The sequence below is a fragment of the Tumebacillus permanentifrigoris genome (genome assembly GCF_003148565.1).
GTDB lineage: Bacteria > Bacillota > Bacilli > Tumebacillales > Tumebacillaceae > Tumebacillus > Tumebacillus permanentifrigoris.
In genome coordinates this window covers 62149-74056 of the sequence record NZ_QGGL01000022.1, presented here as the reverse complement: position 1 = coordinate 74056, position 11908 = coordinate 62149, and the positions used below count along the sequence as shown (strand labels likewise).

Below are 11908 nucleotides of genomic sequence, written 5' to 3'. Positions count from 1 at the left end.
AAGAGATCATCCGGTATTAGCACTCGTTTCCAAGCGTTATCCCAGTCTGCCAGGCAGGTTACCCACGTGTTACTCACCCGTCCGCCGCTGACATCCTCGAAGCAAGCTCCGAATCAGTCCGCTCGACTTGCATGTATTAGGCACGCCGCCAGCGTTCGTCCTGAGCCAGGATCAAACTCTCAATTAAAGTTTGATTCAAGGCTCGAATCGATTCTCATCTATCACTCGTTTAGTTTTCAAGGATCAAATGCATCGCTCAGAGGCGATGTTTATTAGACTACCATATCAATTCTATCCTGTCAACCACAATCTCAAACCTTTCAAATCTCAATCTCTCGTGGCGACAGGACTCATCTTACCACGGCACCGCTCCCCAACTCAACGCGCATTCTCGAACAAAACCAAGAAAAAGAGGCCCCGCACACAGCGCGGAAGCCTCTTTTTTTCCTAATCCTCGCGTTTGGTCTCGATCTGTTTGCGCAGGAAGCCATCGATGAACGGGTCGAGCTCTCCGTCCATGACTGCATGCACATTGCCGATCTCGACACCGGTGCGATGGTCCTTGACCAGCGAATACGGGTGGAAGACATAGGAGCGGATCTGACTGCCCCATCCGATCTCTTTGTGCTCGCCACGCAAAGCGGCAAGTTCCGCCTCCTGCTTTTTGCGCTCCAGTTCATAGAGTTTCGCCAGCAAGACCTTCATACAAGCTGCACGGTTCTTGATCTGGGAACGCTCCGCCTGCGAGGTCACCACCACGCCGGTCGGGATGTGCGTGATGCGCACCGCCGAGTCGGTCGTGTTGATGTGCTGACCGCCCGCACCCGTCGCGCGGTAGGTGTCGATCTTGAGATCGACTTCGCGGATCTCGATGTTCACACTGTCATCCATCTCGGGAATCACATCCACCGAAGAGAACGACGTGTGTCGGCGGCCTGACGAGTCGAACGGCGAGATCCGCACCAGACGGTGTACGCCGCGCTCGGCCTTCAGATAGCCAAACGCATTGTAGCCCTTGACCAAGATCGTGACGCTCTTGATCCCCGCTTCCTCGCCCGGCAGATAGTCGAGCACTTCGACTTTGTAGCCGTGTTGCTCCGACCACCGGGTGTACATCCGGTACAGCATCTCCGCCCAGTCCTGAGACTCGGTTCCGCCTGCCCCTGGATGCAGTTCGAGGATCGCGTTGTTTTTGTCATACGGGTCACTCAGCAGCAATTCCAGCTCAAACTTCTCAAGGTCGGCCTTGATCGCGGTCACGCCCTTGTCAGATTCGAGAAAAAGGTCTTCGTCCTTCTCTTCCTGCGCAAGGTCGATCATCGCTTCTAAATCCTCGTATTCCGCATGGAACTTTTCCATCCGTTCAACGTTGCCTTTGAGCGAGTTGTTCTCACTGATCACTTTCTGAGCCGATTCCTGGTCATCCCAGAAAGCAGGCGTGGACATCGCTTCTTCAAGCTCGGCGATCCGAGCTTTTTTGCCTGGGAGGTCAAAGAGACCTCCCGATGTCCGCCAAGCGTTTGGCTGTATTTTTGAGCTCTTGTCGCAGTTCACCAAAAGTTTGGGCTGCCATTGTGATCACCACTCCTGATTATTCGCTTCGTTCCGGGCGGCCTTCTTCGTTCGGGCCGATCGTGACGGTTTCCAGACCCGCCATCGGGCTCGGCGGCGCTTGCACACCGATGTAGGACTTGAAGACGTAGGTCGTGACTTCTTCGCGGATGTTGAAAATCATCTCCTCGAACATCTCGTAGCCTTCGAACTTGTAGTCCATCAACGGGTCGCGCTGGCCGTAAGCACGCAGATGGATGCCTTGGCGCAGTTGTTCCATCGCATCGATGTGGTCGATCCACTTGGAGTCAACCGCGCGCAGCAGGATGACTTTTTCAAACTCGCGCATCGCTGCCTCGCCGAGCATCCGTTCCCGCTCGTCATAGGATTCTTGCACGAGTTCTTGGAACAACTCGACCATCTCTTCTTGGGTCGCATACTGGCGCAGTTCATCCTCGGTAACTTTGCCCTCCCCGAGGAAACGCGTCTCCGCATACTCGATGAGCGCCGGGATGTCCCAGTCCTCCGGTACGACTTCCTTCGGGCAGTATTGCTCGATCGTCGCTTCAACGAGCTCTTGGTACATGTCTTTGACAACATGTTGGCAGTCGATGACTTCGAGGATCTCGCGGCGTTGCTTGTACATGACGATCCGCTGTTGGTTCATGACATCGTCGTACTTGAGAACGTGCTTCCGAATGTCGAAGTTGTTGCCCTCGACTTTCTTTTGTGCGCTCTCAATCGCTTTGGAGACGATGCCCGCTTGGATCGGTTGGTCCTCTTCCAGACCCAGACGGTTCATCACGTTCATGATATTCTCCGCACCGAACAAACGCATCAGGTCATCCTCAAGCGACAGGAAGAACTGCGAGGAACCATTGTCCCCTTGACGGCCCGAACGACCGCGCAACTGGTTGTCGATCCGACGCGATTCGTGCCGCTCGGTCCCGATGACATGCAGACCGCCGATCTGCTCGACACCTTCGCCAAGCAGAATGTCGGTACCACGGCCCGCCATGTTGGTCGCGATCGTGACCGCGCCACGCTGACCTGCGAGTGCGACAATCGCCGCTTCCTTCTCATGCTGTTTGGCATTGAGGACTTGGTGCGGGATTTTTTCCGCTTTCAACAGGCTGGAGAGATACTCCGACTTCTCGATCGAGGTGGTCCCGACGAGCACCGGTTGCCCCTTGGCATGCCGCTCGATGACATCCTTCACGACCGCGTTGAACTTGCCGCGGACGTTTTTGTAGATCGCATCTGGCATGTCGATCCGCGCATTCGGACGGTTCGTCGGAATCGTGAGCACGTCCATGCCGTAGATCGAACGGAACTCCTCTTCCTCGGTTTTCGCCGTACCGGTCATCCCGGAGAGCTTTTTGTAGCCGCGGAAGTAGTTCTGCAGCGTGATCGTCGCGAGGGTTTTCGACTCGTTCTGAACGCGCACGCCTTCCTTCGCTTCCAGCGCTTGGTGCAGACCGTCGGAGTAGCGGCGGCCATGCATCAGGCGGCCGGTGAACTCGTCGACGATGATGATCTGATCATCCTGTACCACATAATCCTTGTCGCGATGCATGGTGACATGCGCCTTCATCGCTTGGTTGATGTGATGGTTGACCAGCATGTTCTCTTGGTCAAACAAGTTGGAGATGCCGAAGTAGCGCTCCGCTTTTTTCACACCTTGGTCTGTGAGGATGACCGACTTGGCCTTCTCATCGTGGGTGTAATCCACTTCGTTGCGCAGACCCGCGACAAAGATGTTCGCGCGGAAGTACAGCTCCGTCGACTTCTCAGCTTGTCCCGAAATGATCAGCGGGGTACGCGCTTCGTCGATGAGGATCGAGTCCACTTCGTCGATGATGCAGAAATTCAGCGGGCGTTGCACCATCTCGCCAATCGACAACGCCATGTTGTCGCGCAGGAAGTCGAACCCAAACTCGTTGTTCGTCCCATACGTGACATCAGCCGCATACGCTGCTTGCTTGGAGCCGTGGTCCATGCCGCCGATGTTCAACCCGACAGTCAGGCCGAGGAAGCGGTGAATCTGCCCCATCTCGTCAAACCCTACACGCGCCAAGTAGTCGTTGACGGTGATGACATGCACGCCGTTCCCCGAAATCGCGTTCAGGTAGGACGGCAGGGTGGCGACGAGGGTTTTCCCCTCCCCGGTGCGCATCTCCGCGATTCGACCGGAATGCAGGACCATGCCCCCCATGAGCTGCACGTCGAAATGACGCTTGCCCAGGACGCGCTTACCTGCTTCGCGGACGACGGCAAATGCTTCCGGGAGGATCGCATCGAGCGATTCCCCTTTTGCAAAACGCTCCTTGAACTCCAAGGTCTTGCCCCGGAGTTGTTCGTCACTCAGAGTCTGGATGTTTGGTTCCAGACCGTTAATCTTCTCGACGGTTTTGAACAACCGTTTAACTTCACGTTCGTTGCTGTCTCCAACAAGCTTTTTCAGGAGGCCCAACATGAGCTTTCACTCCTCTCAGACATAGCGACAATCAGGAAATGCAGACAGATCGTCTTAGTATAAAATTGTATCATTTTTCACCATCGAGATACAACTGCAAATGTCCATAGTTAAATAATATGTAAAAATACAGCCGGGTGACCCCAACAAGGTCACCCGCACGGTGCGAAGTGGAATTACATCAGTTGCCGTCGGGGTGTGGTCTCGCCGTGCTCTTGATCGCCCCGGATGATGCCGAGCAGGATGGCGATCGAGAGCAGCGCGAACCAGCCAGTGCCGCTCAGGGTGGCGAGCACCACGACCGCGAGGATCGTGACGAGCAGATCGGTCACCAGCGGATGGACATAGAACACGCGCCGGAAATTCCAGATGCCGATCTGCACGAGGCGAAACACGACGAGGAACACAAAAAACTTCAAGACCCACAGCCATACGGTCATCGACTGTCACCTCCGTACTCTACACTATGCGGAGGTGCTTGGGCAGGTGACTAGATTTCGACTTTCGTGGACTCGCGAAGCAATCGCAGTGCGCCCGAGACGAGCGCCTGCCCGCCCGTGAGCACCGGAAACCCCGCCGTTTGCGCAGCTTGTGTGAAGCGGCGGAGGAACGGGTCGCGGATCTGTTCCACGAGTCCGAGGTCGGCGGCGAATCGATCGTGATCGGAGAGCTCCAGCCCTTTGTGGGCGAACAGGACGCGCGTGTCCCAGAGCACAGCGGATGCCATCCCGCCCAATTCGGCAAAAAACGCTTCTTCGCCGCGCGCGTCGAGCAGCGTTGCGATCAGGCTGCGCACGAGACCTTTTTCCACACGGCCGAGCGCTTTCATCCCGCGCTCCTCGGAAAAGACCCGGATGCGCAGCCCGAGCGCCTGTCCGAACTTTTCTGCTTCAACGGGATGGACCCGTCCGAGCAGAGCGATGTCTGGGTAGTCGGTGCGCCGCAGGACGGCGAGCAACTGCTCAAGCCCAACCCGCTGTGGCAAAAACGTCGAGGTCACGCGCAGGCGCTCCCCCGCCGCCGGATGGGTGGCGGCCAGCAACGCATCGAGCGGGGTGTCCACGTCGAAAAACAGACCTAGCTCCGGCGGAAAGTAGTGAACCGGGAGCCCCGCCTGTGATTCGAGCGCGAATCCGAATTCGTTGTCATTGCGGCAAACCTGTACAGCGAACACAGCAGCCCCAGGTCGCACCAGCACAATGTCCGGCGACATGCGGTTGTTCTGCCAGACGCCACGGCCATCGATCTCGACCAGCGCCCGCACCCCCTGTTCCGTCAAAAAGGGAGCCCCACACCCGCCGACCACCAAAACCGCCTCCTCCGAATCGCCCCCAAACCTCCGCACAGCTTCATGCAAGGCGCGCAACCAATCAAACCCCAAGCCAACACCAAACTCGAAATCGCCTGATCCACTCGACTCACTCGCCCACCCTGTCCACACCACCCCAGCGCCCAGCGCCTGAACGCCATGCACGAGCTCCTGATCATCGGTCACCACGACGCATCGCACGCGGGCGTCCGTGGCCAGCCGCTCCACCAAGTCGAGCGCCATCCCTCTGCGTAGGGCGCTCATCGCTTGTAGGATTTCCCCGGCGCTGTCGGTGTATCCGTACCCGCCACTCATCACCACCGCCAACACGCACTTTCGCCTCCCTCTACTATTTCCCGAGAAATGATTCGACAGGCTTCCACCTAAAATGACACCAAACAAAATGACACAAAAGGTCAGCCCCCATCGGAGGCTGACCTTTTTATCTAAAAAACCAATTACGCGAACGTCGGCTCGATCAGGCCGAGCTGGCCGTCTCTGCGTTTGTACACTACATTGACTTCCTCGGACTCCGAGTTGGTGAAGACAAAGAAATCGTGACCCAACATGTCCATCTGCATAATCGCTTCATCAAGCGGCATCGGCTTCACCGCAAAGCGCTTCACGCGAACGACTTCATCCTCGTCGTCGTGAGCAGCAGCACGAGCTGGAACTTCCTCCACCTCTTTGAAGAGGGTGTGGATGCCTTCCTGCAGCATGCGCTTGTTGAGCTTGGTCTTGTGTTTCTTGATCTGTTTCTCCACCTTGTCAGAGACAGCATCAATGGAGGCGTACATGTCTGTGGAGCGTTCCTCGGCACGAATCACGAAGCCATTGAAAGGCAGCGTGACCTCGACAGTGTGAAGGTCCTTGACCACGGACAGGGTGACATGCACCGCGTGTCCAGATGCATCTTGGAAGAACTTCTCCAGTCGCCCGATTTTCTTGTCCACATAGTCGTGCAGGGCTTCGGTTACATCGAGATGGTTACCGCGTACTTGAATTTTCATGAAGTACTCCTCCCTTCTCTTCGTACTTATAGTATTCCATATCCACGGCTCATACTCCTTCACGATACGACAAAAACTTGGTAATAATTGCACAAAAATATAAAAAACCTCAACCCACATGGGTTGAGGTTTTTTTCACCACCGACTACGGCTGCTTGCGAACGTTCTCCGCTTGCGGGCCGCGGCTGCCGGTCGTGATATCGAACTCCACGACATCGCCTTCATTCAGGCTTTTGAAACCTTCGTTTTGGATCGAGGAGTAGTGGACGAATACGTCATCACCGTCTGGACGCTCAATGAAGCCATACCCTTTTTCATTGTTGAACCATTTCACAGTACCTTGCATGTGTTTCGATTCCTCCTAAGCTTACCCGGCCCCTCACTTCAATCTGCCCGGGTGTTCTAAAAAGTGCGTTTGCAGACTCGAGAGGTTGATATCTAGAGTGCGCCACAAACACCCTCCTTATGCAGGGGCTTAGAGGACTTTGGACAAAAAGTTTTGCGTCCGTTCGTTCTGCGGATTGCCAAACAACTGCTCAGGCTTGCCCTCTTCCATGATGTAGCCTTGGTCCATGAACAGCACGCGATCCCCGACTTCACGGGCAAATCCCATCTCGTGCGTGACGACGACCATCGTCATCCCTTCCTTGGCCAGCGCTTTCATGACATCGAGTACTTCCCCGACCATCTCCGGGTCGAGCGCCGATGTCGGCTCGTCGAACAGCAAGACCTTTGGGTTCATCGCCAGCGCTCGGGCGATCGCCACACGCTGCTGTTGCCCCCCGGAGAGTTGATTCGGAAACGCATGGGCTTTGTCGGAGAGCCCGACTTTGCGCAACAGCTCCAACGCCTGTTTCTTGGCCGACTCCTTGTCCACTTTGCGGACCTTGCCCGGCGCCAGCGTGATGTTGTCGAGCACCGACATATGCGGGAACAGGTTGAAGCGCTGGAACACCATCCCGACTTCGGTGCGGATCAGATTCAGGTTGACCTTCGGGTCCGCGATGTTCGTGCCAAACACAGACACCTCACCCGAGGTGATCTCCTCCAGACGATTCAGGCAACGCAGGAACGTCGATTTCCCGGAACCGGACGGACCGATGACACAGACCACTTCGCCTTCGCGAATTTCACAATCCACGCCCTTGAGAACTTCAAGCTGTCCAAACGACTTGTGCAGGTTGCGAACAGTAATCATACGGTGCCATACTTCCTCTCCAGGAATTTGACCAGACGCGCCAACACCAGCGTCAGGACGAGGTACATCAGAGCGATCGTCAAGTACGGTTCCCACGCGAGGTAGGTCTTGCCGGCCATCAACTTCGCGTAGTACGTCACTTCCGGCAGCGAGATCGCCGCCAGCAGCGAGGAATCCTTCAGCAGCATGATCGCTTCATTGCCAAGCGGCGGCAACATGCGGCGCACCGCTTGTGGCAAGATGATGTTGAACATCGCCTGACCCTGCGACATCCCCAGCGATCGAGCCGCTTCCATCTGCCCACGGTCGATCGACTGGATGCCTGCGCGGAAGATCTCCGCGATATACGCGCCTGCGTTCAAGGACAGAGCCACGATCCCCGACACCATCGCCGGTGGCGTCTTGCCGAAGATCGCCGGCAACACCGCGAAGTGAATCAGCAGGATCTGCACGAACAGCGGCGTCCCACGGAAAAATCCAACATACAAGTTCGGAACGAGCCGTGCATACCAATGCACAGAGAGCCGACCCATCCCCGCGAACAGACCGAGGATGACGCCGATCAAGACGGAGATCACGGTGATCTCAACGGTTGTGACAATGCCTTTTAGAAACAGCGGAAAGTACTGGCTGAGTGCATCCCAACGAATGTTTGACAACATGGTATCGCTCCCCTAACAGGATCTCGAGTACATATGGTGAAAAAGCGCAGGCCCCATCGGGTCTACGCCTTTTCAACTGCGGAGCAAGGCTTACTTTTTGAAACCGTACTTCTTGTTGATTTCGTCGAGTTTGCCGCTGTCTTTGATCTTTTTGATGCCGTCGTTGAGTTTCTTTTGCAGTTCGGTGTTGCCCTTTTTCAGAGCAAAGCCGTAGTTCTCCGTGGCAAATCCGCTGTCAACCGCCGTGACGAAATCGCCATTGCCGTTGGATTTGACGTATTCCAGCACGACGCCATTGTCACCCACCGCTGCATCGACACCGCCGTTTTTCAGTTCGAGCAGCGCGAGCGGCATATTTTCAAAGCGCTTGATGTTCGGGTTGTCTTGGCCGAGGAGTTTGGAGACCACTTCGTCACCGGTGGTGGCGTTTTGGACCGCGATCTTCTTGTCCTTTAGGTCGTTCAAAGTTTTAAATTCCTTGCCTTTCTTGGATACGATCATTTGCGTCGCATCGAAGTACGGGTCGGAGAAGTCGAATTCTTTTTTGCGCTCGTCGGTGATCGTGACCGCCGATGCGACGATGTCGCGCTCGCCGTTTTTCAACGTCAGGAAGATCCCATCCCACGGGGTGTTTTTGAAGGTGACTTTAAAACCGCCCGCCTCGGCCGCCGCGCTGAGCACGTCGATGTCGAAGCCTTCGATCTTTTCGCTGTTCATCGCTTCGAACGGTGCATACGAAGCGTCCGTACCGACTACGTATTCTTTCTCTGCGCTGTTCGTGGTGCTGCTCGTGGTCGAAGAACCACAACCAGCCGTAAACAAGCCCATGCCTAAAATCATGGTTCCCGTCAGCATCAGAGTCTTCCAGTTTTTCTTCATCATCGATTGCGTCCCCCTGTTTCTCGTGAGTTCCCTCTTTATATCTGTCTGACAATTCTACTTTATTGTATATGATTCTTACAGTTTCCGTATACAGAAAATAATAATACACAAAACAGAATGGATATGCAATATGAAAAAGACACCCATTTTCAGGGTGTCTACACAATGATCTGCCGCGCCTTCAGCAATTTCTCAAACTCATCGGCGGGCACCGGACGCGAGAACAGGTAGCCCTGCATCTCGTCGCACTCGTGGTCGCGCAAGTACGACAACTGCTCCTCCGTCTCCACACCTTCGGCGATCACCTTGAGCTTCAAATTCTGCGCGAGGTAGATCACCGTGGTCACAATCGCCGCATTGTACGGGTCGATCGTGATCTCGCGGACAAAGGACTGGTCGATTTTCAACGTGTTGATCGGGAAGTGCTTGAGGTAGGTCAGCGAGGAATACCCCGTGCCGAAATCGTCGATGGAGATCAGCACGCCCATGTTGGACAGCTCCCGCAGCGTGGCGATCGTGAAATCGACATCGTGCATCGTGATGCTCTCCGTGATCTCCAATTCGAGGTATTGCGGTTCGAGATTCGATTCGGCCAATACCTCACGGACGCGCTCGACCAACCCTGGGCGCTGGAACTGCCGGGCGGAGAGGTTGACGGCGACATGCATCGGCGGGTATCCCGCTTCTTGCCACGCCTTGTTCTGACGGCAGGCGGTCTGCATCACCCATTCCCCGATCGGCACGATCAGGCCGGTCTCCTCCGCGAGCGGGATGAACTGGCCCGGACTGACCAGACCGAGCTGCGGATGCTCCCAGCGCACCAACGCCTCCATGCCCATGATCTGCCCGGTCACGATGTTGACGCGCGGTTGGTAGTACACGACCAACTCGTTGCGCTCCACCGCATAGCGCAAGCCATTTTCCAACTCCAACCGCTCGATGCCGCGCATGTTCATCGTCGGCGCGTAGAAGCGGTAGTTGTTGCGTCCTTGGTCCTTGGCGCGATACATCGCAGTGTCCGCGTTTTTCATCAACACCTGCGTATCCTGACCGTCCTCCGGGTACAGCGAGATCCCGATCGAGGTCGTCGTATGCAGTTCGTAATCATCGATGACAAACGGTTGTGCCAGCGCTTGGATGACCTTCTGCGCGATCTCCACCGCTTCGTCCTCGCTCTGCAAGTTCGGCAACAGGATCGTGAACTCATCGCCACCCATCCGGGCCACGATGTCGCCCGCCCGCACACAGTGGCTGACGCGCGCCGCCACGCCTTTGAGCAACTTGTCGCCCATCGTGTGGCCCAGCGTGTCGTTGACGAGCTTGAAGCGGTCGAGGTCGAGGAACATCACTGCCAGCTTCTGACCTTCCCGCGCCGCCAGTTCCAACGCTTCGGCGAGCCGGTCGTTGAACAGCACGCGGTTCGGCAGGTTGGTCAGCGTGTCGTGGTAGGCCATGTGGTTGATGATCTCCTGCGCCTGCTTGCGCTCGGTGATGTCGCGCACGGCGACGACGCGAGCAATCCGGCCTTCATAGAAACAAGGCGTGCCGACCAGCTCGATAGCGATCTGCGTGCCATCGGCGCGCAACCCGAGAATCTCATAGGAGACGTCGTCCTCTGAGAGGATGAAGTCCTGCAACTCCGCCCGCGACGACGTGTCGACGAGGCCGAGCAGTGGCATGCCGAGCATCTCCGACTGCTTGTATCCGAACATCGAGGCAAACGTCTGGTTCACATCGATGATCTGCCCCTCGTCGGCGATGACGATCCCTTCAAACGTCGCGTTCGACAGTTTGCGGAAGCGGTCCTCGCTCTCCGACAACTCCTTGGCGTGGTGTTTCAAGCGGAAGCGCTCCACCCGCGTCGTAAACACGACCCAATAGGTGGTGTGGACGGGAATCAACAACACGATCAAGAAAAACATCAAATTGCGCCGTGCTGACGAGATCTTGCTCTCCCAGATCGCCGCGTCGTAATCGATCCCGAGCACCGCTTCCGTGATGCCGAATTTGTCCACGATCGGCACATAGGCGGAGATCGTCTCGCCAGCCTCCAACCCCAATGGGATGCGGAACGTCTTCTCCCCGTGAAACGCGTCCTCCAGCTCCACACTCTCCACCATATACGGTTGTCCGATCGGCGTGCGTTCCTTGCGCGGGCGATGGTGTTGCACATCGCCTTCAAACGTCTCCGGTGCGATCACAAATACATTCGTTCCATCTGGCAATTTACGCAGCGTGTAGATGCGCTCAATCTCTGGGTTGATCGCCAACCACTTGCTGACCATCGTCAAAATCGTCTGGTACATCGGATCGTTCGGCGGTGTCGCGATGCGGATCTGCTGGTGTCCCATCTTTTGCAACTCATAGGAAAAAGTCGGGGCAATCCCCTCCACCAAACGCTTGTTCGCCAGCCCCTGTTGCTCTCCGCCATCTTCGACGACAAACCAGCCCGCAAACAAGATCGCAAACACGATCACCGCTGCCACCACCGGGGCTCGACCCATCGAAAACTTCTCACCGAGGACAGGCTTGGTCAATCCGATCGACCGCATATAGCGGTGCATGATCAGTTCGATCGACAGAAAAAAAGCTCCTACGATGGCAACAAAGACAATATAGTCCATATTGGACATGATCACGTCATGAAATAGAGTCTTCATAGCGCCTCCAAGTCAGAACCCCAGATTTTACACGCTGACTGCTCCTGTAAGGTTATTTCTTGTAAATGTAAGAGGTTGTCAGTATCAGTATATTTATATTTTAGCAGAACCGTCCTCTCATTGATAGCGAAAGTGCATAAAAAAAGGACTCTGTCCATCG

The 11908-nt window shown here is 55.9% G+C and carries 10 protein-coding genes and 1 rRNA gene; all 11 read right to left on the bottom strand.

Annotated features, from left to right (window positions below; translation table 11 throughout):
- A 16S ribosomal RNA gene (locus C7459_RS20115) occupies positions 1-187 on the bottom strand; the annotation flags it as partial.
- A gap of 260 nt (positions 188-447) precedes the next feature.
- A protein-coding gene (prfB, locus tag C7459_RS20110; protein ID WP_109691070.1) for a peptide chain release factor 2 occupies positions 448-1573 on the bottom strand; the annotation gives its coding sequence in 2 pieces (ribosomal slippage) (positions 448-1491 and positions 1493-1573; 1125 coding nt in all).
- An 18-nt stretch (positions 1574-1591) separates the two neighbouring features.
- Entirely contained in the window at positions 1592-4027 is a 2436-nt protein-coding gene (gene secA, locus C7459_RS20105) for a preprotein translocase subunit SecA (RefSeq protein WP_109691069.1), read from the bottom strand.
- 176 nt (positions 4028-4203) lie between these two features.
- Entirely contained in the window at positions 4204-4467 is a 264-nt protein-coding gene (locus tag C7459_RS20100) for a hypothetical protein (protein WP_109691068.1), read from the bottom strand.
- A gap of 50 nt (positions 4468-4517) precedes the next feature.
- Positions 4518-5666 carry a hypothetical protein gene (locus C7459_RS20095; RefSeq protein ID WP_109691067.1) on the bottom strand — a complete coding sequence of 383 codons (1149 nt, stop codon included), beginning with the start codon at positions 5664-5666 and terminating at the stop codon, positions 4518-4520.
- 128 nt (positions 5667-5794) lie between these two features.
- Entirely contained in the window at positions 5795-6346 is a 552-nt protein-coding gene (gene hpf / locus C7459_RS20090; RefSeq protein ID WP_109691066.1) for a ribosome hibernation-promoting factor, HPF/YfiA family, read from the bottom strand.
- A gap of 145 nt (positions 6347-6491) precedes the next feature.
- Positions 6492-6692, bottom strand: coding sequence for a cold shock domain-containing protein (locus tag C7459_RS20085; protein ID WP_109691065.1), 201 nt, complete (start codon positions 6690-6692; stop codon positions 6492-6494).
- Positions 6693-6821: 129 nt separating this feature from the next.
- Positions 6822-7544, bottom strand: coding sequence for an amino acid ABC transporter ATP-binding protein (locus tag C7459_RS20080; protein ID WP_109691064.1), 723 nt, complete (start codon positions 7542-7544; stop codon positions 6822-6824).
- Positions 7541-8206 carry an amino acid ABC transporter permease gene (locus C7459_RS20075; RefSeq protein WP_211320432.1) on the bottom strand — a complete coding sequence of 222 codons (666 nt, stop codon included), beginning with the start codon at positions 8204-8206 and terminating at the stop codon, positions 7541-7543. Before C7459_RS20075 ends, C7459_RS20080 begins: the two co-directional genes overlap by 4 nt.
- Before the next feature lie 90 nt (positions 8207-8296).
- The gene (locus C7459_RS20070; protein WP_245884656.1) at positions 8297-9088 is read right to left on the bottom strand and encodes a basic amino acid ABC transporter substrate-binding protein; all 792 of its coding nucleotides are present in this window, start codon (positions 9086-9088) and stop codon (positions 8297-8299) included.
- A gap of 158 nt (positions 9089-9246) precedes the next feature.
- On the bottom strand, positions 9247-11748 hold the full coding sequence (locus C7459_RS20065) for a putative bifunctional diguanylate cyclase/phosphodiesterase (protein WP_109691063.1): 2502 nt from the start codon (positions 11746-11748) through the stop codon (positions 9247-9249).
- Positions 11749-11908: the final 160 nt, after the last annotated feature.

Coding starts and splice junctions, on each gene's coding strand:
- C7459_RS20080 (WP_109691064.1), bottom strand. CDS start 7,544: ATGATTACTGTTCGCAACCTGCACAAGTCGTTTGGACAGCTTGAAGTT.
- C7459_RS20085 (WP_109691065.1), bottom strand. CDS start 6,692: ATGCAAGGTACTGTGAAATGGTTCAACAATGAAAAAGGGTATGGCTTC.
- C7459_RS20075 (WP_211320432.1), bottom strand. CDS start 8,206: ATGTTGTCAAACATTCGTTGGGATGCACTCAGCCAGTACTTTCCGCTG.
- C7459_RS20070 (WP_245884656.1), bottom strand. CDS start 9,088: ATGATGAAGAAAAACTGGAAGACTCTGATGCTGACGGGAACCATGATT.
- secA (WP_109691069.1), bottom strand. CDS start 4,027: ATGTTGGGCCTCCTGAAAAAGCTTGTTGGAGACAGCAACGAACGTGAA.
- C7459_RS20100 (WP_109691068.1), bottom strand. CDS start 4,467: ATGACCGTATGGCTGTGGGTCTTGAAGTTTTTTGTGTTCCTCGTCGTG.
- hpf (WP_109691066.1), bottom strand. CDS start 6,346: ATGAAAATTCAAGTACGCGGTAACCATCTCGATGTAACCGAAGCCCTG.
- C7459_RS20065 (WP_109691063.1), bottom strand. CDS start 11,748: ATGAAGACTCTATTTCATGACGTGATCATGTCCAATATGGACTATATT.